Annotated in this window: 21 protein-coding genes; 3 read left to right on the top strand and 18 right to left on the bottom strand. The window is 34.1% G+C overall.

Annotated features, from left to right (window positions below; all coding sequences use genetic code 11):
- Entirely contained in the window at positions 1-243 is a 243-nt protein-coding gene (locus THEWI_RS01215; protein ID WP_014062116.1) for a FeoA family protein, read from the bottom strand.
- Between the two features lie 246 nt (positions 244-489).
- Between THEWI_RS01215 and THEWI_RS01210 the strand changes: the two genes are divergently transcribed.
- The 3 genes from THEWI_RS01210 to THEWI_RS01200 all read left to right on the top strand — a co-directional run bounded on the left by THEWI_RS01210 (position 490) and on the right by THEWI_RS01200 (position 3,702).
- A complete protein-coding gene (locus tag THEWI_RS01210) occupies positions 490-1,893 on the top strand; it encodes an ISLre2 family transposase (RefSeq protein WP_041589287.1) in 1,404 nt (467 codons plus the stop codon).
- Between the two features lie 157 nt (positions 1,894-2,050).
- On the top strand, positions 2,051-2,539 hold the full coding sequence (locus THEWI_RS01205; RefSeq protein ID WP_014062114.1) for an Lrp/AsnC family transcriptional regulator: 489 nt from the start codon (positions 2,051-2,053) through the stop codon (positions 2,537-2,539).
- A complete protein-coding gene (locus THEWI_RS01200; RefSeq protein WP_014062113.1) occupies positions 2,536-3,702 on the top strand; it encodes an aminotransferase class I/II-fold pyridoxal phosphate-dependent enzyme in 1,167 nt (388 codons plus the stop codon). Before THEWI_RS01205 ends, THEWI_RS01200 begins: the two co-directional genes overlap by 4 nt.
- Before the next feature lie 77 nt (positions 3,703-3,779).
- Here the strand turns inward: THEWI_RS01200 and THEWI_RS01195 are convergent, their stop codons facing one another.
- The 17 genes from THEWI_RS01195 to THEWI_RS01120 form a co-directional block, all read right to left on the bottom strand.
- Entirely contained in the window at positions 3,780-4,652 is an 873-nt protein-coding gene (locus THEWI_RS01195) for a DUF1028 domain-containing protein (RefSeq protein ID WP_014062112.1), read from the bottom strand.
- Positions 4,653-4,676: 24 nt separating this feature from the next.
- Positions 4,677-6,560, bottom strand: coding sequence for an OPT family oligopeptide transporter (locus THEWI_RS01190; protein ID WP_014062111.1), 1,884 nt, complete (start codon positions 6,558-6,560; stop codon positions 4,677-4,679).
- A gap of 226 nt (positions 6,561-6,786) precedes the next feature.
- The gene (locus THEWI_RS01185) at positions 6,787-7,239 is read right to left on the bottom strand and encodes an Lrp/AsnC family transcriptional regulator (RefSeq protein WP_014062110.1); all 453 of its coding nucleotides are present in this window, start codon (positions 7,237-7,239) and stop codon (positions 6,787-6,789) included.
- Between the two features lie 256 nt (positions 7,240-7,495).
- Entirely contained in the window at positions 7,496-8,644 is a 1,149-nt protein-coding gene (gene nagA / locus THEWI_RS01180; protein WP_014062109.1) for an N-acetylglucosamine-6-phosphate deacetylase, read from the bottom strand.
- A 35-nt stretch (positions 8,645-8,679) separates the two neighbouring features.
- Positions 8,680-9,648 (bottom strand): GNAT family N-acetyltransferase, encoded by a 969-nt coding sequence (locus tag THEWI_RS01175; RefSeq protein WP_014062108.1) that lies wholly within the window; start codon positions 9,646-9,648, stop codon positions 8,680-8,682.
- 41 nt (positions 9,649-9,689) lie between these two features.
- On the bottom strand, positions 9,690-11,267 hold the full coding sequence (nagZ, locus tag THEWI_RS01170) for a beta-N-acetylhexosaminidase (RefSeq protein ID WP_014062107.1): 1,578 nt from the start codon (positions 11,265-11,267) through the stop codon (positions 9,690-9,692).
- Between the two features lie 689 nt (positions 11,268-11,956).
- The gene (locus THEWI_RS01165) at positions 11,957-12,874 is read right to left on the bottom strand and encodes a Gfo/Idh/MocA family protein (protein ID WP_014062106.1); all 918 of its coding nucleotides are present in this window, start codon (positions 12,872-12,874) and stop codon (positions 11,957-11,959) included.
- Positions 12,875-12,891: 17 nt separating this feature from the next.
- Positions 12,892-14,094 carry an ROK family transcriptional regulator gene (locus THEWI_RS01160; protein ID WP_014062105.1) on the bottom strand — a complete coding sequence of 401 codons (1,203 nt, stop codon included), beginning with the start codon at positions 14,092-14,094 and terminating at the stop codon, positions 12,892-12,894.
- Between the two features lie 195 nt (positions 14,095-14,289).
- Positions 14,290-15,633 (bottom strand): GH1 family beta-glucosidase, encoded by a 1,344-nt coding sequence (locus THEWI_RS01155; protein WP_014062104.1) that lies wholly within the window; start codon positions 15,631-15,633, stop codon positions 14,290-14,292.
- 32 nt (positions 15,634-15,665) lie between these two features.
- Positions 15,666-16,043, bottom strand: a complete 378-nt coding sequence (locus THEWI_RS15740) for a fibronectin type III-like domain-contianing protein (RefSeq protein ID WP_341853090.1) — start codon at positions 16,041-16,043, stop codon at positions 15,666-15,668.
- Complete coding sequence (locus THEWI_RS01150) at positions 15,998-17,917, bottom strand: glycoside hydrolase family 3 protein (RefSeq protein WP_341853089.1); 1,920 nt, start codon at positions 17,915-17,917, stop codon at positions 15,998-16,000. Before THEWI_RS01150 ends, THEWI_RS15740 begins: the two co-directional genes overlap by 46 nt.
- A 30-nt stretch (positions 17,918-17,947) precedes the next feature.
- On the bottom strand, positions 17,948-18,790 hold the full coding sequence (locus tag THEWI_RS01145) for a carbohydrate ABC transporter permease (RefSeq protein WP_014062103.1): 843 nt from the start codon (positions 18,788-18,790) through the stop codon (positions 17,948-17,950).
- A gap of 32 nt (positions 18,791-18,822) precedes the next feature.
- Entirely contained in the window at positions 18,823-19,734 is a 912-nt protein-coding gene (locus tag THEWI_RS01140; RefSeq protein WP_014062102.1) for a carbohydrate ABC transporter permease, read from the bottom strand.
- Between the two features lie 85 nt (positions 19,735-19,819).
- The gene (locus tag THEWI_RS01135; protein WP_014062101.1) at positions 19,820-21,253 is read right to left on the bottom strand and encodes an ABC transporter substrate-binding protein; all 1,434 of its coding nucleotides are present in this window, start codon (positions 21,251-21,253) and stop codon (positions 19,820-19,822) included.
- 152 nt (positions 21,254-21,405) lie between these two features.
- On the bottom strand, positions 21,406-22,908 hold the full coding sequence (xylB, locus tag THEWI_RS01130) for a xylulokinase (RefSeq protein ID WP_014062100.1): 1,503 nt from the start codon (positions 22,906-22,908) through the stop codon (positions 21,406-21,408).
- A gap of 14 nt (positions 22,909-22,922) precedes the next feature.
- Positions 22,923-24,239: a xylose isomerase gene (xylA, locus tag THEWI_RS01125; RefSeq protein ID WP_014062099.1), complete on the bottom strand. Its 1,317-nt coding sequence runs from the start codon at positions 24,237-24,239 to the stop codon at positions 22,923-22,925.
- A gap of 32 nt (positions 24,240-24,271) precedes the next feature.
- Positions 24,272-25,300 (bottom strand): TIM barrel protein, encoded by a 1,029-nt coding sequence (locus THEWI_RS01120; protein WP_014062098.1) that lies wholly within the window; start codon positions 25,298-25,300, stop codon positions 24,272-24,274.
- Positions 25,301-25,479: the final 179 nt, after the last annotated feature.

Below are 25,479 nucleotides of genomic sequence, written 5' to 3'. Positions count from 1 at the left end.
TTAGATGATTTTTACGTATATTTTTGAAGCAAGACCATATCCAATCACAATGTGGGAATTTCTAACCTCCAGCTCAACAGGCCCCTTTAAAGGACCCTTTCTAACTACCTTAACTTTTGTCCCCGGAACAAGCCCCATTTCATTCAATCTTTGCATAGCTGCTCTTCCGGCTTTTATTAATGCAATCTCTCCTTCATGATTTTCCCTTAGTTCTGTAAGATTTGTAATAGCATTTTCTGCCATTTGTCATGCCTCCATAATTGAAAATAATTATCAATATCTCAATAAAATTGTAACATTATTTATAGCTGCCTGTCAACTCAGAATTCACACATTCGTTAATTTTCAAACCTTTTTATTTGATTTTTTATACTTCAATTTATGATAGTGTAAAATTATCGTAGGATTTTTTGAGTGAAAAAAACAAGAGACAACCCCTGTGATAAAATAGAAATAGGAAACAAAACATCACAGAAAGGGGTGTCTCTTGTGAAAAAATATATTTTTGAAGATATTATACTACAAAATGCTCTAAATTTCACTAGAGAAGTGATAGAAATTTTTGGTGATTTATTAAACGAAGGAATGGATATTACAAGACTTGTAGCAAGAATAAAGGAAATCACGGACAAACTAGGTAGTGAAGTAATAGAAGCAATTATTGAAGAGTTAGATAGGATAATAAAAGAAGACAAGAGAAGGAAAGAAAAATGGATAGTAGAAAGAAAAGATAAAAAGAGGTTAACGACAATTCTTGGAGATATTGAATATGAGAGGACATATTACAAATCTAGGCAGGATGGGAGATATACATATTTGGTGGATGATGCATTAGAGATAGGGCGGCACGATAGGATAGAAAAGGGAGTAAAGATAAAGTTAGTAGAAAACGCGATAGAAGAATCATATGAAAGAAGTAGTAAAAAAGCATGTCCAGAGGAGCTAAGTAAACAGACGGTATTAAACGCAATAAGGGAAATAGGGGAAGTAGAAGTAAAGAGAGAAATAAAAGAGAAGAAAGAAGTAAGGGTATTATACATAGAGGCAGATGAAGACCATGTACCTTTACAAGAGGGTGGAGATGAAACACCTCGATTGGTGTACATACATGAAGGGAGGGAAGAGAGAAACGGAAGAAACGTACTGAAAAATGTGTATTACAAGGCATACGTAGGAGAGAAAGCTGAAGACATATGGATAGATGTAGCAAATTACATAGAAGAAAATTACAAGGAAGAGAAGATAGAGAAGATATACATAGCAGGAGATGGAGCGCCGTGGATAAAAGAGGGATTAGAGTGGATAGTAAAATCAAGGTTTGTGTTAGACAGATATCATTTAAACAAATACGTATTAAAAGCTACATCGAAAGAGCCAAAATACAGGGATAAGATATGGAGAGCAATAAATGAAGGAGATAAAGAAGAACTAAAGAAGGTATTTAATGAACTAATAAAGGTAACAAAGGAAGAGAGAGAAAAAGAGAAGGTAAAAGAGGCGAAGAGGTACATACTAAATAATTGGGAAGGAGTAGAGATATACAGTAAAGACAAAGATGTAATAGGGTGCAGTGCAGAAGGGCATATAAGTCATGTATTTTCTTCTAGATTAAGTAGGAATCCATTAGGATGGAGTAGAGAAGGATTAAAGTTAATGGCGAAATTAAGAGTATTCAGCAAGAATGGAGGAGATTTGAGAGAAATAGAATGGGGTAAGAAAGAGAATATAAATGAAGGGAGCTACAAATTAACGAAGAAGCAAATAAAAGAGGCGGTAAGGAGAGTTAAAACGTCTACAAATGAAAAAATAAATAATATTACAGTTTTGAATATGGGAAAAGTGACGCCAATATACAGAGTTTTAAGAGCAATAAAATATGCACAAGTTATATAAAAAGCATGATAAGCTGAAGGCTGAAATTAACTAAGTTTCAGGGGTTGTCTTAAAAAATCCTACAGTATCTTGACACTATCTCAATTTATTAAATTATTGAATTATACATATATTTGTATTATAATGTGCATAAAATACTTTTTTAGGAGGTGCAAAAATGGATAAAACCATAGAAATCCTTGACCTTTTGTGCGAAAACAGTCGCCTTACAGAAAAACAAATTGCAACAATTACAGGGCTTAGTGAAGAAGAAGTCAAAAACACAATAAAAAGTCTTGAGGACAAAAAAGTGTTGTTAAAATACACTGCTCTCGTGGATTGGGAAAAAACTGACCGAGAAGTCATAACTGCCCTCATAGATGTGAGAGTAGCACCCCAGCAAGGACATGGATTTAATGCAATAGCTGAAAGAATATGTCAGTTTGAGGAAGTAAAATCTGTATCTTTAATTTCGGGAACTTATGACCTTTCCGTTGAAGTAGAAGGTAAAACAATGAAAGAAATAGCCTTCTTTGTCGCTGAAAGACTTGCCCCTATTGATGGCGTATTAAGCACTACCACACATTTTATTTTAAAAAGATATAAAAAAGACGGAGTTTTTTATGAAGAAGGACAAGACGACAAAAGATTGGTGATAACACCATGAATACAGACAAATACATATCCAACGTAGTAAAAAGTATTCCACCATCCGGAATCAGAAAATTTTTTGACCTTGTGACTAATTCAAAGGGTATAATATCATTAGGAGTTGGCGAACCGGATTTTGTAACTCCTTGGAAAATAAGAAAAGAAGGCATTGACGCCTTAGATAGAGGTAGTACAACATACACCTCAAACTTAGGACTTCTTGAACTTAGAATTGCTATATCATATTTTTTAAAAACTCATTATAATTTAACCTATGACCCAGAAAAAGAAATAATGGTGACTATTGGTGCTAGTGAAGCAATTGACCTTGCTCTTAGAGCTCTTTTAAACGACGGTGACGAAGTCCTAGTCCCCGAACCAAGCTATGTATCATATGCCCCTTGTGTAACTTTGACAAGAGGTATCCCTGTATTTGTTCCTACCGACGAAAAAAACAATTTCATACTAACCCCTGACGACCTAAAATCAAAAATAACTTCAAAAACAAAGGTATTAATTCTTCCTTACCCCAATAACCCTACAGGTGCTATCATGAAAAAAGAAGAATTAGAAGAAATTATAGACATAATAATTGAAAATGATTTGCTAGTCATTTCTGATGAAATATACAGTGAATTAACTTATGAAGGAAAACACGTAAGCATAGCCTCCTTGCCTGGCATGAAAGAAAGGACTATACTTATAAACGGTTTTTCTAAAGCTTTTGCCATGACAGGTTGGAGATTGGGATACATTGCAGCAGAACACGGATTTATTGAAGCAATGAATAAAATCCATCAGTATACAACTATATGCGCTCCAATTACAGCACAGTACGCTGCAATAAGGGGTATATATGAATGTGAAGAAGATATAGTAAAAATGAGAAAAACATATGACAAGAGAAGGAAATTTATTGTAAACGGATTTCGCGAGATGGGCCTTGACTGTTTCGAGCCAAAGGGAGCTTTTTATATTTTCCCATCGATAAAAAAGACAGGTATGACTTCACAGGAATTTTGTGAAAAACTTTTAAAAGAAGAAAAGGTTGCTGTTGTGCCGGGAGATGCTTTTGGCCCAAGTGGTGAAGGATTTATCCGTGTCTCATACGCTTATTCCATTGACAAAATAGCAAAAGCTCTTGAAAGAATAGAAAGTTTTGTAAAGAAAATATTGTAAATGTAAAATCATATATTTCAAAAACCTCTCAAGCTGTATAGATTTTATTAACAGCCTGAGAGGTTTTTAAACCATCTTTAGCTATCCTTTACTTTTTCTCTCAAATAGTTTAAGACATTTATATCTACAACATCACCTTCACAAATTCTTTCTTCAAAGTTTTCCCAACCGCAAAAATCTTTATAAGCCATTTTTGTAGCTTCATCATATTCTCCTGTTATTTCTCCCTTGTAATACCCCAATTTCTTAAGGGCTTGTTGGATTTCAGTAGCTAACTTTTCATCTACCATTACCATCTCTTCCGGTTTAGTTTTATTAAAGTACAATTCATGTAAGTCTAATAGATGAGATAACTTGCCAATCGGATCCGGATCATCGTCAACTCTTAAGTCTATATACCTGTCATTATATCCCCCATAGCTTCCCTTTTCTTTGACAATAAGTAACGATGCCGATTGTCTGCCTCTCCTGTCACCACCGGCCTTCTGAGCCGCATCTAAAGCAGCAACCAATCTTCGCGCAAGAGTTCCATTCGTATTAACAAAAGTCTCAGCAAGAGCTTTTACAGTATCCTCACTTACTAAAATATTACCCTGACAAGAAAAATTCTCTCCTGTAATATGTCCTGCCCAATCAAAACACCTTTTCCCTGTAAAAGCGGCAGAATTACCTTTGGCATCAACTATGCCTACTTGTCTATCTTCCCTATCGGGGTCTAGCGCCAGTAATGCATCAAGAACCTGCTGTGCAGAATACCCTTTCTCAAGAAGTTTTATTCCTAATTCTCCAAAATCAAGATTGGCTAAAGCCTGAGTCGCTATAGCTCCAACCCCAGCTTTTGCCCAACCAACTGCAGACCCCACTGCAAGGAATTTAGATTGGACCGCTACACCTAATTCACCCGTTTCAGGGTCCCGAGCCACTATAGAAAAAGTCGCAATTCTTTTCATAAATCAATCTCTCCCTTCTTAATATTATTCTGATACTTCATCACTTCTTGAGTTAGTATAAAGCGTGTAAGCAATTATCAAGATAAGCACCAAAGCTAATAATGATGCTAAATTATTGTTCAAAAGTCCACTGGCTATTGCAAGTTTATCAGCTATTCCCGCTGTAGTAAACAATGCAAGGATAATCCCTACCAAAGCATCTCCCGCAACAAGTCCTGAAGCATATAAAGTCCCACTTTCAACACCATTACTTCTATATTTTTCTACAATGTTTCTTACAAATCCGCCAATAAATATTGGAACTGATAAATGTACTGGTAGATATAGCCCTATGGCAAATGGCAAAGACGCAATGCCCATAAGTTCTACAATTATTCCTATTGCTGCACCAATAAGAAGAAGTCCCCAAGGTAAATTACCGGCAAATACGCCTTTAACCAATACAGCAATTACCGCCGTTGCTGGTGATGGTAGTTCACTGCTGCCAATATGATATGCATTATTAAGTAATGTCAAAACAAAACCTGACATACCAGCAAAAATTAGAATTCCAGGAATCATTATAATCTGTTGAGCTCTTGGAGTTGCACCTACAATGTATCCTGTTTTTAAATCTTGAGACGTATCACCTGCAATAGCAGCCGCAACTGTTACAATAGCACCTATTACAACTGTTGTAACCATTCCCTTAATTCCAGTATAGCCTATTGATTTCATAACAATAGCACTGATAAATATAGTCGCAATCGTCATTCCAGATACTGGATTTGAAGAACTCCCTACAACCCCTACTATTCTTGAAGAAATAGAAACAAACAAAAACCCAAATAATGCTGTGAGAAAAGCTCCCATTATATTCATTTCCATTTGAGGTATTAATGCAATTAATACTACTATTGCCAGAAAAGTAATAACTATATAAGGAAAAGGAATATCCATTTCTGTGCGCAAAATTTTCTGTGAGCCATTTGCTTTTATCTTAGAAAAAGAACTCAAAATGGCGTCTTTTACTACAGGAAGTGCCTTAAAAAATTCAAATAACCCACCTACTGTTAATGCTCCCGCGCCAATATATTGAATATAGTCTGCCCACATTCCCCATGCATCTAATTGAGAAAGAGGAGTTTGAGAAGGAAATATCGGTGTATTTACATAAGTACCTATAAAACTGAAAAGAGGAATAATTACCAACCATGCTAATAAACCACCTGCCAAAATTATTGCCGATACCCTGTAACCAATCAAATAACCTACCCCTACTAAAGCTGGAAGAACATTTCCCCCTATAACCCCACCAGGAAGTTTTGGAATCGATGTCTCAATAACATCAGGGAAAAGGCCAAGACCAGATTGCACAAATCTATATATTGCAGCTATTATACCACCTTTAAACACCATTTTTGCAGATACTCCACCCTTGTCACCTGCAATAAGAATTTCTGCGCAAGCCGTACCTTCAGGATAAGGTAGGATTCCATGCTGCTCTACAATTAAGTATCTTCTGTAGATAACCATTCCAATTACGCCTAAAATTCCACCAAATAAAGTTATTAATGAGATTAATAACATGGAAGGAATATAATCAAGAAAATATAGTGCTGGTATACTAAATACCACACCTGCCGCGGCAGCTTCACCAGCAGAAGCTAATGTCTGAACTATATTGTTTTCTAAGATAGTACCTCTTCTTAAGACTCCTTTTAATATCGACATGGATACAACAGCTGCCGGAATTGAAGCACTTACTGTCATACCAACTTTAAGACCAAGATAAGCATTCGCAGCACCAAAAATAATAACTAATATTACTCCTAAAATTACTGATGTGGGAGTAATTTCTGGTAAATAAACATCAGCAGGTACATATGGTTTAAACCCTCCTTCATTTTTTAAATCTTCTTTTTGCATTCCTACTTTCCCCCTTTATAATTTTAATTTGATAAATTTTTTACTAAAAAAATATTGCTAATACTATAATCATGCTATATTAGCAATATTTTTTCTTATTATTGCTAATATAGCATACTAAATTAAAATTGTCAATAAATATTTAAAAGTCAATTATTTATCAAAATATTTAAAAATAAAAGCATGGTTAATTTTTAAACCATGCCCGTAAAATGTTATTATTCTTTTAAGCTTTATTCATCCAATTATACGTATCTTTAAAAAGTTTAAGTTCAATCGACAGGTCACATTCTTTAATTCCTTTAATCTGTGGCAAAAACCCTGTCATAAATTTTATCAAATCATCATTGGACTTCATATATATTTCCACTATAAGGTCATACCTTCCTGATGTATAGGCTATAAACCTTACTTCTTCTACCTTAGCAAGTGTTTCTGCAACCTCTTGCAAATAAACTACGTCCACCTTTAAACAAAGAATAGCCATTACTTCAAAACCAACCTGTTTGGGGTCGGGAATAGCAACAACACGCAAGATATTATTTGCAACCAGCTGATTATACCTTAATCGTATAGTACTCTCTGGCTTTCCAAGTATATGTGCGATTTCTCTAAATGATTTTCTTCCATCCGTTTGCAGAATTCTCATTATTTCAAAGTCCAATTCATCAAGTTTCATTAAAAAACTCCTCTCTTTAAAAATAAAATACATCATTCATTACTTTACCAGTATTTAAGTCTATAAAAAATTATAAAAAAATAAATTAATTCAGTCAAACAAATTGAGATAGCAAATCATTAAAAATAAAAATTTGCCCCTACTTTTAGTAAAAAACTGGGGCAAATTAGATTTAAAATATTATTTCAAAAAATCTTTCCATGTGTTAAATTTTTAAAAAATGTTTCTCACTACTTTTTGATAAAATTAATTTACTTTACTCTTTGAAAACCTTTCCCTCTATTATTGTCATATAAACAGTCAAATCATTGTTTAGCACAACTATATCTGCATCTTTGCCAACTTCTATGCTCCCTTTTCTATCATCTACTCCAATTGCTTTTGCAGGATTTAAAGAGGCCATCTTGCAGGCTTCAAAAAGTGGTACTCCAAGAGAAGTAATATTCTTTACAGCTTTATCTAACGTCAAAGTACTTCCTGCTAATGAACCACTTTCTAATCTTGCTTCTCCATTTTTTACAAATACCTTTTGCCCTCCAAGTTTATATTCTCCGTCTCCCAATCCGCAAGCAGACATTGCATCTGTTATAAGTATCACTTTATCCGTCCCTTTTATCTTAATCAAAAGCTTTACTGAAGCAGGGTGTGTGTGTATAAAATCTACAATTATTTCACTGTATATTCTGTCGTCTAAAAATACTTCCCCTAATGCACCAGGTTCCCTATGATGTAGCCCTTTCATGCCATTATAAGTGTGAACTGCAATTGTAGCACCATGATCTACTCCATTTTTCATCTCCTCATAAGTGGCATTTGTATGTCCCAAGGATACTTTTACACCCTTTTTAGTGACATGTTCTACAAAGCTTCCATCCGGGTCTTTTTCAGGTGCTAATGCGATTACTTTAATGTTACCTCCCGCTATTTCCAAGAATTCGTCAAATAAGTTTTTATCAGGTGGTATTATATATTTTTCATCCTGTGCTCCTTTGTGTTCTTTGCTTATAAAAGGTCCCTCAACATATGCCCCTAAAATTTGTGCTCCAGCCGTCTTCTTTTTCATCGTCTCATCTATGTTTTTTAATGCATTTAAGATATAATTTTTATCCATTGTCATTGTAGTAGCGCAAAAAGAAGTAACTCCATGCTTTGCAAGGTGAATCGAAATAGCATTTAATGCTTCATAATTAGCATCCATTGTATCATGTCCAACACCGCCGTGAATATGTATGTCTATAAAGCCAGGCACTATTTTTTTGCCTTCTACATCAATTACCTCTGCATCATTAGTACTTAAATTTTTACCCATCTCTAAAATTTTCCCTTTAGAAATTAATAAATCACCATTATAAATTATCTCATCATGTGTATATATTTCCCCATGTTTTAATAAAATGCTTTTCATAGAAATCACTTCCTTTCAATAAAAACTTGCCTCTCTTATTTCAATTCTTTTTTATATACTGTGTATTTTTTCCAAATTTTGCACTCCAATCTTGAATAAAAGTCAACCAATTCAGTCCAATCTATCACCACATTTCTAATTCCTCTATTATACAAAAAGTACATGCCAGCCTGAACAATTGCCAACCCCAATCCTTTTCCTCTCTCCTTTTTATCAATACCTAAGGGTCCTATACCTCCTAGCTCTTGGTTAAATAAAGGAGCCCAATACACATTTTGCGCAATAAAAGGAGAATTAATGTCATTAATTCTACAAAAACCTATTATTTCGCCGTTTTTCTCAGCTACAACAAATTCCCGCCCTTCACCTCCTCGTTTGAAATAATGTATAGCCTCATATTCCCACCGACCTGGAAAATTCTTTTTTAAAAATGAAAGAAATTTATCTTTTTCTGCCAAATCTAACAGTTTAAATTTAACATCTAGTAAATCTGGTAATATCACTTCATTTTTCTTAGTTAAATCACAATACATATCGTACTCTTCCCCATAATTAACGTATCCTCGTCTTTCAAACCATTCCCTCGTTTTTTCGAACTCAGAAGGTATGCCAGGAAAGTAATGCCATGGATCTTGGCCTAATAATACAGTTTTAACAGCTGCTTCATTTAAAGCTTTTTCTGCCCTCTTTAACAATTCGCTGCCAATTCCTTTATTTCTGTAGTCGTGATCAGCCAAAATAACTTGAATATGTCCAACACCTTTTTGGATTTTTAAACATTCCATATCTTCTTTCCATATCTTCGATACTATAAAGCCTACTGTCCTGTCGTTTTTTGTATCAATGGCAATCCATGACCCTTCTAAAAGTACAGTTACATCTTCAAAAGTATTTTGTCGCAATAACTCTTTTCTCATGGGAAAATTATCGCCTATTTCTTTATTCCAAAGAAAAAATATTTCTTCTGCCCTTCCCTCTGTCAAGTTAATATATTGAATATCCATGTCAACTCTCCTTTTTTACTATTTTATTTTAATTATTTGGTTTATAAAGAAACTGGCAATTCTCCTTTTGCCACATAATTACCACTTAAAACCTCTAGCACACTTTCTACAGAAAGTGGAGTATATTCATAAGCACAAACATATGTAGGCACATCTTTAAATTTTAATAAATCATATGGATTTCTTAAGGCAACAACAATGATATTTTTATTCACTTCCAACAATGAGTTTACAAGCCTTACTTGGCCTTCATTTAAGCTAGCATTATAAGCGCCTACTACAACAATTTCTTTATCTTTAGACTCTTCTCTGATAGTATTTATAAGGTCTTCATCAGGATTTACAGGAATAGTTTTTTCAACCCCCCCAAATTTTTGTACAAAAGCTTTTGCAAAAGATACTTTATCCATTAAAGTATCATCCACACCTGAAATTGGGACCGTTTCAGGAGAAACTGCCAATATTTTTTGTTTCTTTATTGGTAAAAGGTTATTTTCGTTTTTAACAATAGTGATGCTATTCAAACTTATGTTTTTTGCAATTTCTTGATGTTCTTTACACCCCACAATAGTTTTAATTTTATTTTCATCTGGATATGGATTTTCAAAAAGTTTGTATTTCTCTTTTAATTGGATTATTCTTTCAACAGATTCATCTATTCTTTCAATTGATATTTCACCTCGTAAAACTGCCTCTTTGATTTCACTAAATGCCTCTATCTGCAGTTTTTTCGTATGGGAAACAAGGACTATATCTGCTCCTGCTTTTATGGCCATCGCAGCTGCTTTGGCCGTGCCAAAATATTTTGCAATTGCATTCATTTCCAAACAATCAGTTATAATTACTCCATTAAATCTAAGTTCCTTTCTCAGTATATTGGTGAGAATATTATGGGACAATGTTGCAGGCAATTTATTTTTCTCAAGAGCTAAAAAGAGAATATGGGCTGTCATTATGGCTTCCACTCCATTTTCTATTGCTTTTTTAAAAGGATATAACTCAATTCTATATAATCGCTCTTTATTGTGAGACACCAATGGTAAATCAAAATGAGAATCTACTGAAGTATCCCCGTGACCAGGAAAATGCTTCGCTGTCGCTATAACATTTTCTTTTTGTACACCTTTTATATAATTAATTCCGAACTCCGCTACTTTTTCTGGATTTTCTCCATAAGACCTAACCCCTATTACAGGATTAGATGGATTATTATTAACATCAAGGACAGGAGCAAAATTAATATTTATGCCCAATGCTCTAAGCTCTTTACCTGCTATCTCCCCTATTTTATATGCATTTTCAGGATTGTTTGTAGCTGCTATAGCCATATTACCTGGCAAGTAAGTGGCATCTTTATAAATTCTCGTAACCATTCCACCTTCTTGGTCAATAGCAATTAAAGCTGGAATACCTGTATGCTTTATCATATTCATTTGGATATTGTTGCATAAACTTTGAAGTTGTACTTTATCTTTTAAATTTCGAGAAAATAAAATCACATTACCGATTTTATACTCACTAGTCAGCTCCTCAATATGGTCATCATAAATCGGCGATGGGAAACCAACCATCAGCATCTGACCTATTTTTTCTTCTAAGGTCATGTCATTAACCTTCATAACTTTCAACCTCTCGCATAATATTTTTATAAAAACATTTCCAATAATTAATTTCTACATCTTTTTAATAAATCCTCTTTTGTTTTTGGAGAAATGCAAGGCAAGTAGAAAGATTACTTGACAAATTAAGTGAAAAATAGAAGCTCAATGAAGGTGTACCTCTTGAAAATAGAGGAAGTATAAAAATTGAACTGAATCATATTTCTAATGAATCGATAAAACAGCTAAACAATGACAACAGAATTCTTTCAGTAGCTTTAAATTTGTTCCACGAAGAACAAAAAAGGAAAAACCTATGCCTGTAATTTTAATTTCCGAAAAATGTAATAACAAGAATAAAAGCAGACGCTTTAGAAATCCTTTCTCAAGATTACCTTTCCGATAAAATAAAATATTACAATGAACTCTATACAGTTTTTTACAATTTCTGTCCATCATTCGCTACAGATTATTTTTACATATGAAAAATATCTAAAAAGAGAAGATATTGAAGAACTAAAAGGCGTAGAGGATATTTTCCCAAATGAATTTGTCATATTCAGAGATGCCTTTGGCAGTAATAAATCTCTGTTCCAGTTTTTCCAGTAAGGGCTAGGTCATGTCACCTTAATAAAAATAAAAGGCGAACGCTCAGAAGTAGCAGAATTAGCTGCTAAATTATTATAAAATCAGGGCTAATTGCCCTGATTTTATAATGCCTTTTTTAATATTTCCTCTATAATCTCGTGAGATTTTAAAGTACATTTTAATTCGTCATTTACATTATTTCCTTCTAATACGTCCTTTAAAAAGCTTTTTACAGCAGTCTCAAAACCTCTTCTATAGGATGTAGTATCCCAACTGCCAAAATTGTAAATTGCTATTTTGCCATTATCCATTATCTTTGCGCTTTCCATATCTTCCACAATTGCACTATTGCTATGTCCGTGTATTTCTAATCTTTCATAATCTTTTCCACTATTTCTATGCATAACACCTATTGCTGTAGAATTATGGGATTTTAATACTACTTCTATGTATTTTAATGAATCTTCTTCTTTTGACATATTTACCTCTATACTTTCAACATCTTTAATTATATAGCATAAAGTGTCTACTACATGAATAAAATCGTCATAAAGTGTAAACTTTACACTATTTTTTATGTCATTATGTCTATTTTTCTCCATAATGCAAAATTCAGGTTTTAATCCTTCAAACAAAGCTAAGGCTTTTCGATACATAGGAGCATATCTTCTATTAAAACCCACTTTCAAAATAAGAGGTTTGTCCATCGCCAAATTTATAAGTTCTTTTGTTTTATCTATCTCTTCAGCTATAGGCTTGTCAACATATACGTGAATCCCGCTTTCCAGCAGTTTTTTTACTATCTCATAATGGCTTTCTGTGGATGTATGCACAAAAGCGCAATCTGGCTTTAATTTAATCGCTTCCTCTATATGTGTATAAACATCACAACCATATTTTTCTTTATATTTTATAAGCTTTTCTTCACTTCGTCCAACAATACCTACAATATTTAGTTCCTCTAAATTAAAAATAAAAGGAAGATATGCTTTATTAAAAATATTCCATGGACCTATAATAATAGCTTTTAGTTTTTCCATGTCAACACCTCATGTAATCAAAGTCCCGGATATGCAAACAGTTCTGAAATAACCAAGGAAACTGCTCCAATTGCTCCTGCATGAAATTGAAGTTTAGAGGTTTTGATTTTTACTTTATAATATCTATACACAAGACACTTTTTTTCTACTTCTTTCAAAACCTCATCCAAAATCAAATCTCCTGCTAAAGACAACGTATTTCCAATAATCACAAGTTCTGGGTTAAATGTATTTATTACATTGACAATTCCCACACCCAATTTCCTTCCAATTTCTTTTAAAGCCTCTACTGCTATTTCGCTTCCTTTTTGAGCATAATTTATAATATCAAGAGCATTAAGTGTATTAAAATTATCTTTATTTATATAATTATCAGATTTTCCCATTATCAACTGTGTATGTATATAATCGAATAGTGCTTTTTCTGAAGCATAATTTTCCCAACATCCTGTATTTCCACAACTACATTGATGGTCATGTATATTTATTGTCATATGCCCCATTTCTCCTGCCAGCCCTACTGTCCCTCTGTACAGTTCTCCATTGATTATTATTCCTGTCCCAATTCCAATTCCAGCACTTACATATACAAAATTATTATATTTGACACCTGCTCCAAACCACTTCTCCCCTATTGCTCCTACATTTGCTTCGTTATCTATGTGTACTTTAATTTTGAATTTATTTTCTATAATTTCTTTAAGAGGCACATTCTCCCATTTTAGATTAGGTGCCATCAATACAGTACCATTTTTGTAATCTACAATGCCTGGCACACCAATCCCAATACCTAAAATTCCCCTGATAGTATTAGGTGCATTTAAAATTGCTTCGTCAATCAATTCTATTAAACGCTCAATAATAGCCTGTTGACTTTCACCAATTTTTACATCAACTTTCTTTTCCCAAATGACATTTGCCATTAAATCAGTCAAAACAATTAATATATAGTTTACATCCAAATCAATACCTATTATACAGCCAGCATTGTTATTGATGCTTAATATGATTGGTTTTCTACCACCTTTTGATGCACCAGGCCCCTCTTCTCTGACAAAACCTTCGTTTATAAGTTCATCAACAAGAAAAGATACAGTTGACTTATTCAAGCCCGTTATACCTGCAATTTCTGCCCTAGAAATATTGCCTTTTTTGCGAATAGTATTTAATACTATAGATTTATTTATTTGCTTTACCAATAACTGATCCGCTGTAATCATCTGTTCACCCTTCTATTGCCATTATTATTTTCTAGTGTAAATTATACCATATTAAATTTTTAAAAGAAAATTGAAATAATTTTTTATTTTGTAGTTCTCCTTATTAATTAATTATATAGCTAGTATAGATATAAAATGAAAATATTTCAGCATCGCTATGAAAATACTTTGCCTCATCTTTGCCAAAATATCGACTTAATATTCAATACTATTACTCAATATTACCTCCTTATACCACAATGCACTGTCTTTTAATATTCTCTTTTGCGTCTCATAATCTACATAAACTATCCCAAACCTTTTAGAATATCCATGGACCCATTCAAAATTATCCATCAGCGACCATACAAAATATCCTTTTAAATTGCCTCCCTCTTCTATAAATTTTGCTGCCGCTTTTAAATGCTCTTTTATGTATTCTATTCTTTCATCGTCGCGTACTCGTCCATCCTCTGTTACTTCGTCTTTAAATGCTGCTCCATTCTCTGTTATATACATAGGCAGTTTTGTATATTCTCTATCTAATCTCTTTAAAAGGTCATACAAAGACTCTGGGCTTATCTCCCATCCCATCTCTGTCCTCTTACCTGGACCCGGCACATTCTCTGCCTTTAACATGGATTCTTCATCATATTTTACAATGCCCCTTGTATAATAATTGACTCCAAGGAAATCTATCGGAACACTTATAGTCTCTAAATCTCCTTCTTTTATAAAGTCAAATTCTCCAATTATTTTACTATATAATTCCATCATGTCCTCTGGATAATTGCCTTTGAATATTGGATCTAAAAACCATCTGTTAGAAAATCCGTCAGCATATTGGGCTGCTAATTTGTCTTCTTCTTTTTCGCTGGCAGGATATACAGGGGTTAAGTTTAGTGTTATGCCTATTTTACTCCCTTTTATATTCATTTCTCTGAAGGCTTTTACTGCTTCTCCATGGGAAAGTAGTATATGATGAGCTGCAATTAGTGCTTCTCTGTAGTTTTTGTGTCCAGGCGCATGTTCTCCTATCCCATAGCTTAATATTGATGCACACCATGGTTCGTTGTGGGTTATCCATAAGGGTATTGCATCCCCTAATTCTTCAAATAGCTTTGTGGCGTATTCTACATACCATTTTACACTGTCCCTATTTAGCCAACCTCCTCTTTTGTCATACGCCCATTTCGGTAAATCCCAATGGTAAATTGTTGCAGCTGGCGTTATATCTCTCTTCAATAATTCATCTACTAATCTCTTATAAAAGTCCATTCCCTTAGGATTGTATTTCCCTTCTTCTGGGAATATTCTTGGCCATGCAATGGAAAATCTATAAGCTTTAACGCCTATTTCTTTCATTATCTCTACATCTTCTTTATAACGGTGATAATGGTCACAGGCTACATCTCCTGTGTGACCATTATAGGTTTTCCCTTCTGTTTTTGAAAATGTGTCCCATATGGAAGGAGTTCTTCCATCTTCATTCACAGCTCCTTCAATTTGGTACGATGATGTAGCTACACCCCAAACAAATTCTTTTGGAAATTTTATCAATATTATCACTCCTATCTCTATTATTTGGCTTTCTATTTATTCTCTACCATTACCTCCGTAATAAATTTTTTAGCTATTTTTTCTTTTTCTCCTATAATTTCAAAATAATACCTCAACCTTATATCTTCAGAAGAGCTCCCTATCATTACATCTACACGTCCCGGTTCTACCACATACTCCATATTCTCATCATAAAAACCCAGTTGTTCAATAGAAAGTTTGAAAATAACTGTCTTTTCTTCACCAACATCTAAAGTAATGCGTTTGAATCCTTTAAGCTCTTTAACAGGTCTTGTAACATTTAAACCTTCTTGATGTATATAAAGTTGAGCAACCTCATCTCCCTTTAACGGACCTGTATTTTTTATATCAACAGAGATTTCAACCAATCTACATAGTCTCCCTTCCAATGACTGCGTCCTCCAGAAGGTTTATGATAATAATACACTGGTAACTGCCCTACAGATCGAGGAATGGAAATAGGTAATTTACCTCCAGGATTATAGTCACCAAAAATCACATCTGCAATAGCCCTTCCCCCCTCTTCACCAGGCAACCAAGCCTCAATAATTGCTGGGATTTTTTCAGCTATCCAAGAAATAGACATTGGCCTTCCGTTTATAAGTACCACTATTACTGGTGTACCAGTTTCATAAACTGCTTTTATCAATTCTTCTTGCACACCTGGCAAATTAAGGTCTGCCCGATCTCTTGATTCGCCAGAAGTACAGCCATCTGTTAACCCTGATTTATCTCCTACTACTACAACAGCAACATCAGCCTGTTTTGCAATCTCAACCGCTTTTTTAAAACCATCCTTACTATTGTCAAGAACATCGCAGCCTTTTGCATATAAAACTTCTGTATCAGAAGAAACTTTTGACTTAATTCCCTGCAGCACAGTCACAATAGGTACATAAATATCTTTTGCTTCTAAACTTTCTGGTAAAGGTGTATTAAAAACATTATCTGTCTCTCTCATTTCAAGTAATGATTCAATATGACAAGGATATGCATAATCACCAATCATATTCCGGATACTGTCAGCATTAGGACCAATAACTGCAATAGATTTCAAATCTTTTTTTAAAGGCAGCAAATTATTTTCATTTTTCAGCAAAACTATAGATTCCTGTGCTATTTTATAAGCTAGTTCTCGTTGTTCATTTGTATCAAAAATCTCAACAGCCTTTTCTTCATTTACATAAGGATTTTCAAATAACCCTAACTCAAATTTTAATTTTAGAACTCTTTTTACAGCTTCATTTATAAAATTCACATTAATCTCGCCACTTTCAATTAACTCCCTAATCGGCAATCCATAACAGTCGGTACTCGGTAGTTCTACATCAACACCAGCTTCCAAAGCTAATTTTGCTGCTTCTTTTTTATCTGATGCCACATGATGGTACTCGTAAAGCTGGTTTATAGCAAAGTAATCAGATACTATAATTCCATCAAAGCCCCACTCTTTACGTAAAATATCGTTTAGCAATTTTTTTGATTTGTGGCACGGTACCCCATCAAGTTCGTGGTATCCTGGCATAATCGAGCTTAATTTCGCCTCTTTTACTGCTGCCTCAAAAGGATAAAGAAAAACTTCTCTAAGCTCCCTTTCAGGAATATGAGCAGGAGCCCAATTCATGCCTCCCTCTGAATTTCCATATCCCACAAAATGTTTTCCTGTAGCTACAATGCCTTCCTTTAAACTTTCAGTTTGAAGCCCACGAATATATGAAACACCCATGCTCATTACTAAATAAGGATCTTCCCCAAATGTTTCTTCTGTTCTTCCCCATCTTGGATCTCTTGTAACATCCAATAAAGGCGCAAGAGCTTGCCTTGCTCCAACAACTTTCATCTGTTCCCTTATTACAGAAGCCATTTTTTTAACAAGTTTAGTGTTCCAAGTGCTTGCTACACCTATAGTTTGAGGAAAAATAGTAGCACCTTTCGCCATATATCCGCTACAAGATTCCTCATGGATCAAAGCAGGTATGCCAAGCCTTGTATTTTCAATTAAAAATTTCTGAATCTGATTTGCTATCCTCACTGTCTCCCGTGGTGATAAATTACTTGCTCCACCAAGGCGGGTGATCTGACCTATCCCATTTTTCATTAACTGCTCTGCTTTTGTATATGAAAATTTCATTTTATCATCTAAAATTTCATATACCCATATACCACTTAATTGCGCTATCTTTTCTTCAATTGTCATTTGATTTAATAAATCCTCTATTCTTTTATCTATTGACTGAGCAGGGTCTAAATATAATGGCTTCACTTTAAAAAACCTCCTTTTTTAAAAGTCATTTTACTCTTTTATAGCTCCCATTGCAATTCCGCTTACAATATATTTTGAAAATATAGCATAAACTATTATAATAGGAACCATCGTTATTGCAAGGCCAAGGTATATTGCCCCATATTCTGTCCTGTACATGTCTCCTCTTAATAATTTAACAACCATGGGAAGAGTGTACTTTTCAACTTTTGAAATTAACATAAACGGGGTAAAAAAGTTATTCCAGGAAGCAACAAAAGATAAAATTCCCATCGTAAAAGCACCAGGCTTTGCTATAGGTAAAATAATTCTATGAAAAATCCCCAGTTCTCCACTTCCTTCGATACGGGCAGCTTCTATTAAATCCTTTACTATCGTAGATTCTAAATATTGTAGTGCAAAAAACACCATTGGAGGTGAGGCAATAGCTGGAATAATTAATGGAATATAACTATTTAATAGTTTTAAAGATGCCATATATTTATAAAATCCAATTATTGGCACTAATTGAGTTGGAACAATTGTCAAAAGTACAACAGTATTATATAATGTTTTTTTCCATTTAAAATCATATACATGAATTGCATAAGCCGTCATCATTGAAAAATAAACGGTTAAAAAAGTGACAGGAGCAGATATAATAAGGCTGTTTAAGAAGCCTCGCCATATGTTTACTCCCATACCCGTAAGATGATTCCAATTTATTACTAGATTATTACTTGGCAACAAACTAACTCCTTGTTGTATTTCAGGTGTGGAACGCGTAGCATTAACAAGCAAAAGCCATATAGGCAAAATAGCAAGTAGGAAAAGTATAATTAAAAAGATATACACTCCTATTTTTATAAATTTCATTCGAAGTTTATAACTCATAGTCCCATCCTTTCTTAATCTAATTTTTATCTTTATTCTCTCTCTTTTAGCAACCTTATTATAATAAACGCTGCAACAGCAGTTATAAGAAAAATCATAACACCAACAGAAGCAGCAGCCCCAATATAACCATCGCCACTTGAAAATTTCATATACATCAAGACGCTCATTGTTCTTATAGCTCCATCAGGCGCTCCCGTCCCGTCAGTTAATAAATAAGGTATATCAAACATCTGCATTCCACCTGATAACGAAGTTACGAGTACATATATTAGCACTGGTTTTAAAAGAGGAAGAGTAATTTTAGTAAACATTTGCCATGAATTGGCACCATCTACTAAAGCTGATTCGTAATATGAAGGTGAAATTGAAGATAACCCTGCCATTAGAAAGATTATTGTTACTCCATACCACATCCACCATTGAATAAACGCTACAATAAGCTGGGTCCAAGTAGTACTCCTAAAAAAGTCAAAAGCTTCTTTTAAAATTCCTGTACGAACTGCTATCTGATTTACAGGTCCATATAGAGAGAAAAAATTATAAAAAAGTGCAGCTACTGCAACTGGCATAAGTATATTTGGCAAATAATAAATTGTTCTCCATAAACCAATAAATTTAATTTTCAACCTATTATTAACAAACCAAATAGCTAAAAGCATAGCAATACCTAATTGGGGAATAAAATTTATAAGCCAAATTTTCCAAGTATTTATAGCCGATTTCAAAAAATAGCTATCAGAAAATAATTGTTTAAAATTCGCAAATCCAACAAAGTGATATGATGAATTCATTAGAGTCATATCTGTTAAACTTAAATAGAAAGTATAAAGAAGTGGATAGAGATTAAAAGCTAAAAAGATAACTATAAATGGCAAAGTAAAAATATAACCATAATAGTTTTTATTAATCTTGCTTTTCGACTTTAAATTAGCAGCTTCCATATTTGTATTCCCTCACTTTTATAAAATTACTAAGAAACCTAGAGAAAATGCCAACAAAACGTTAGCATTTTCTCTAGCTAATATATCAATTAACTTGAACATTGGGAAGAGCATTTTTAACATTGTCTTTAAATTGCTTTACCGCTTCCTCTTTACTTACTTTACCAGAAGCGTAAGCATCCAATGGATCCCATAATGCACGTTGAATCACATCATCCGTACCTTGAATATTTTTGAGAGTATTAGCAAGATCAATGCGTTTTGCTGCTTCTGCAAATACTTCATAAGGATTTTGTCCCCCAACAAATTTACTTGCAGGAGTATCTTTCATTTGAGGTATTAATTCTTCTACTACTTTTTTGCTAGATACAAAGTCTCCAGCTGGCTGTTTTAAATCGTTACCAACGCTTGGATCTATCTTCTTTAGGTATTCATTCGTATAAACACCTAGTGCCCAATTTTTCAATGTTTCCTCATTCAAAGTAGCAAATTTTATAAATTCCTTTGCTAATTCTATATTCTTGCTGTCCTTAGGCACTCCAAACCAAGTACCTCCCCATTGATATGGTAAAGGCCCTGGGATAAGAGCCCAATCGCCTGAAGTATCATGCCCTACTGTTTTGCCTTCCTTGTTTTGTTTTGCTACAGCATTAGGTTGCAATACGTATGACAATCCCCATGTTGGCAGAAAATATGCAAAAACTTGTTTTGGATTACCTTTTGCATCTACTAATGAGTCGTTCATACCAGCAAACCAGCTTTCAGACCATTGTTGTGTTTGCGCTTCATATCCGTTTTGTCTAAATAATTTGGCAATATCAAATAATTTATCAATTTGTGGATCTATAACCAATTTATTATTCACTATCCATGGTTGTGACCTATTTGCAAAGAATAAATTTCCAAAGTCAGCTGTAGAAGCTACCATGTAAGTATTGCCATTAGACTTTTCTTTTATTATTTTTGCTGCTTCTGCAAATTTGTCAATGTCAGACATTAGTTCTTGGATCTTTGCAGGATCATCCGTTCCAAAGTATAATTTCGCAAGACTTCTACGATAATACATAACACCAGGAGTAGCTTGGTAAGAATAGGCTTTTATAACACCGTTTTGATCTGTCCCCATATCTATAGTAAATTGATAAGTTTGCAACTCTTTTGCTGCAGGAAGCAAATCAGATATGTCAGCCAAATAATTACTTTCCACAAAACTTCTCACAAAACTTGCTTCCAGAGCAACAACATCTGGAACATCTCCCGACTGTAATGCTGATTTTAGTTTTAATTGATATTCTCCTTCTGTCATTGGAATCATAGTAAACTCTATTTTCACATCTGGATGTTTCTCTTTAAAAGCTGTTGCGAAAACCTTTGCTTCATTAGTAAAAGACCAAATTTTTAATACTTTTTCCGTAGGATTAGTTGAGCCTCCTTGTGCTGTTTGCGTTTTTGTCCCACACCCCGACAATACACTCGCTAACATAATCACCATTGTAATTAAAGCAATAATTTTCCTCATTTTTTTCATATTCCTCCTCTTTTTTATACCTTAAAAATTTTCTTTTTCAAACAATTCCATTCTTAATAATTTCTTTAAATTTTGTACCACCACCTCCTCTGCCACTATGTTTTTTTATTTTTGCAAGTATAGTTTAAATAAAAATTTTAAAATTAGTTTATACTGTTTATCTCTTTAAACGTTTCTTTAAGCTTCTCGTACAGACCTCTATAAACCTTATATTCTTCCTCATATTTACTCATATTTTCTCCTATTGGATACACACTGTCATTGACTTTGATAAGTTTGCTACATGCCTCCTCGACATCTTTAAATACCTCATATCCTACAGCCGCCATTATTGCTGCGCCAAAAGCTGGTCCTTCAGTTGCATTTACCATGTCTACTCTGACACCAAAAATATCTGCAAGTACTTGCCTCCACAATACGCTTTTTGCACCGCCACCGCTTACTCTTACTTCATTTACCGGTATATTGAGTTCTTTTATTATCTCAAGTGAATCTCTAAGCCCAAATGCTACACCTTCAAGTATTGCTCTTGTCATATGCCCTCTATTGTGTGTCATGTTTAATCCTATAAAACTTCCTCTTGCGTAGGGGTCACTGTATGGAGTTCTTTCCCCCATTAGATAGGGTAAAAATATTAGTCCGCCGCTACCTGGTGTTACTTTTTCTGCTTCTTCTAAAAGCTTTTCATATGTTATAGATGAACCATTAAAGTTGATTATGTTATCTACCCACCATTTTAAACAAGCGGCTGCTGAGAGCATTACTCCCATTACATGCCATTTGCCATTGGCGTGACAGAAAGAGTGTAACCTATTTTCTCCGTCTACTACATATTTGTCTTGACTTGCAAATACAACTCCTGAAGTGCCAAGTGCAACTGATACTATGCCACTCTTTACTGTACCCGTCCCTACTGCTCCACTTGCTTGGTCTCCTCCTCCACCTACAACTATTGTCCCTTCTTTTAATCCTGTTAAATCAGCTGCATCTTTTGTGACATATCCAGTTACCTCCGTAGATTCATAACATTTTGGCATCCAATTATAGGGTATGTCCAATATATCTAACATCTCTTTTGACCATTTTCTGTTTTCTACATCAAACAATAAGGTACCTGATGCGTCTGATACGTCTGTTGCATATTCACCTGTCAATTTGAATCTGATGTAATCTTTAGGCAAAAGTATATGATGAATCTTTTTATATATATCAGGGCGATGTTTTTTTACCCATAATATCTTTGGCGCTGTAAATCCTGTTAATGCTTTGTTCCCTGTATATTTTGTCAATCTTTCTTTGCCTAATGTTTGGGTAATATAATCACATTCCTCTTGCGTCCTTTGGTCATTCCAAAGTATAGCAGGCATTAGTACATTGTTGTTCTCATCTAAAAGTACAAGCCCATGCATTTGGCCACTTAAACCTATGCCTTTTATATCACCATTTTTTACACCAGTTTTAATTATTAACTCACGTATGCCATCTTTTGTGGCATTCCACCAGTCTTCAGGATTTTGTTCTGACCAACCTGGCTGAGGGTAATATACTGGATATTCTTTTGATGTGCTTCCTATTACATTTCCCTTTTCCTCTATTAAAATTATCTTTACGGCTGATGTACCCAAATCTATCCCAAGAAAATACATATTTTAGCCCTCCGTCATTCACTAAATAAATACTGATTTAATATTGACTCTAACAACTCTTGCTTGCCTGATTTGTTCTCAATCTTTGGATTGTTTAATGCATATTCTTCAAGAGTTTTAAAGTTCGCTTTTCCATTTACTATTTCTGCTCCTATGCCTTCTCGATAACTTTTGTATCTTTCTTCTATAAATCTATCAAATACACCATCTTTAACAATCTTATACGCTACTTTAAATCCTTTTGCAAATGCATCCATACCCGCTATATGCCCTAAAAATAAATCTTCTGGCTCAAAGGAGGCACGCCTTACTTTCGCATCGAAGTTAAGTCCACCTTTGTTAAAACCTCCCATCTTTATGACTTCATACATCGCAAGGGTTGTCATTCGTATGTCTGTTGGATATTGGTCTGTATCCCATCCTAAAAGCATATCTCCCATATTTGCATCTATAGACCCTAACATATTGTTAATTCTTGCATATCTTAATTCATGTTGAAAGTCATGTCCTGCAAGTGTGGCATGGTTCGCTTCTATGTTTAATTTGAAGTATTTATCAAGGTCGTACTTCTTTAAAAATGCATGTACACTTGCTGCATCAAAATCATATTGGTGTTTTGTCGGTTCTTTAGGTTTTGGCTCAATTAAAAACTGCCCTTCAAATCCTATCTCTTGTGCATATTCTACTGCCATATGTAAAAATCTTGCTAAGTTATCAAATTCCAATTCCATATCTGTATTGAGTAATGTTTCATATCCTTCTCTTCCACCCCAAAATACATAGTTCTGTCCTCCAAGTTCTTTTGTTATCTCAAGGGCTTTCTTTACTTGCGCCGCTGCATATGCAAATACGTCTGCATTACAGGAAGTAGCTGCACCATGTACAAATCTCGGATTTGAAAAAAGATTTGCTGTACCCCATAATACTTTTGTTTTACTCGTCTTTAAGTAGTCTTTTATCATTACAACTATTGTATCTAAATTTTTGTTTGTCTCTCTTAATGTCTCTCCTTCCGGAGCTATATCTCTGTCATGAAAGCAGAAAAATGGTACGTCGAGTTTTTCAAATAATTCAAAAGCTGCTTCTACTCTCGCTTTGGCAATATCCATAGGATCACTTAGATGGTCCCACGGCCTTTGCATTGTAGGTGCTCCAAATGGATCTGTCCCACTCCATGTAAATGTGTGCCAGTATGCCACTGAAAAACGCAAGTGTTCTTTTAAAGGTTTTCCGTCTATTATTTCGTCAGGATTGTAAAATTTGAATGCATATGGGTTGTTTGATTTTGGCCCTTCATATTTTATTTGTGGTACATTCTTGAAGTATTCCATTTTGTTCTCCTCCTTCTGAAAAATATAATTATTTAAAATTTTGCCCCAAGTGCTTTATATACTTCTTTGTAGGCTTTTACAGCATCCTTGGTTCTTTTTGCCTCATATAGACGCTCGGTATTTATTTTGTAAGCTAAATCATAAATAAATTCCCAATGAATCACACTCTCTTTAACAGCTTCTATTGCATCTTCTGTATAGGGTAAAAGGTCAAAGCCTATTCTCTCGCCATTTTTGCCATAACCAATAAGTTGTAATTCTTTCGCCAGTTCTAATGTCTCCATAAATCGTAAGGCACCAACCATATTATCGTCGTCAAAAGTTCCCCATCCACTGTTTGCATGCTGATGACCTAATTTATTTTCCATAGCTAATAGCCTTGCATATTCGGCTAAATTTTCACCATTCATTATAAGATGTTGCCAATCCATGTTGACCTTTAAATTACTTGTATCTACTCCCCTTTCTTTAACTTTATTGATAACATACAGTGTCATACCTATGCTTCTCATAGCTACTTTCATGGCAGGTTCACTGTTTTTATGCTCAAGAAATATAGTAACTCCTTTTTTATTTGCATGTTCTGTAAGAATGGCAATTGCGTCTATGAAGTCATTCCACATTCTTTCATAATCAGTCTGAAAAGGATAATTATATCCTTCACCACCCGGCCAAATTATAAAATTAGCACCAACTGAAGACGCTAAGTCTATACCATCTTTAGCAATGTTTATAGCTTCCTTGCGTATTTCAGGAAAAGGATTTACTAAAGAACCTAAAGAATACTTGGGATTTGTATGATGGCCAAGAGCTATACAATATATGTCTTTCCCTTCACTAGCTAATATTTCTTTTATACTGCTTACATTATTTTCATTTATCTCATTTGGGTAATGGTATTCATAGCCATCAATAAAATCACCTAATCCTTTGAGAACTCTTTCTGTTCTTGCTTCCATTGTCTCATTTGAAAGCTTGGGGTGGTACCCAGTGCCTACAAATCTTGTTGGTGTATGTCCAAATGCCCATATTCCGACACTGTTTTTTAATTTTCTCTCCATTTTATATAACCACTCCTAAATAGTTTATTGATTCAACAAACTTATATTATATATATTCGACGTATCTTAAAAAAATCCTTCTTTTTTTGAGTAAAAAAATTAAAAAAATAATCGGTAATTTATTAAACTATTGTAAATAAATAAAAGCCATGGAGTGTGATACAAATCTCCAATGGCTT

Source organism: Thermoanaerobacter wiegelii Rt8.B1 (assembly GCF_000147695.2).
In the GTDB taxonomy this organism is placed as follows: Bacteria; Bacillota; Thermoanaerobacteria; order Thermoanaerobacterales; family Thermoanaerobacteraceae; genus Thermoanaerobacter; species Thermoanaerobacter ethanolicus.
Note: the sequence above shows the minus strand (reverse complement) of the source record. Positions and strands in the feature narration are given on the sequence as shown.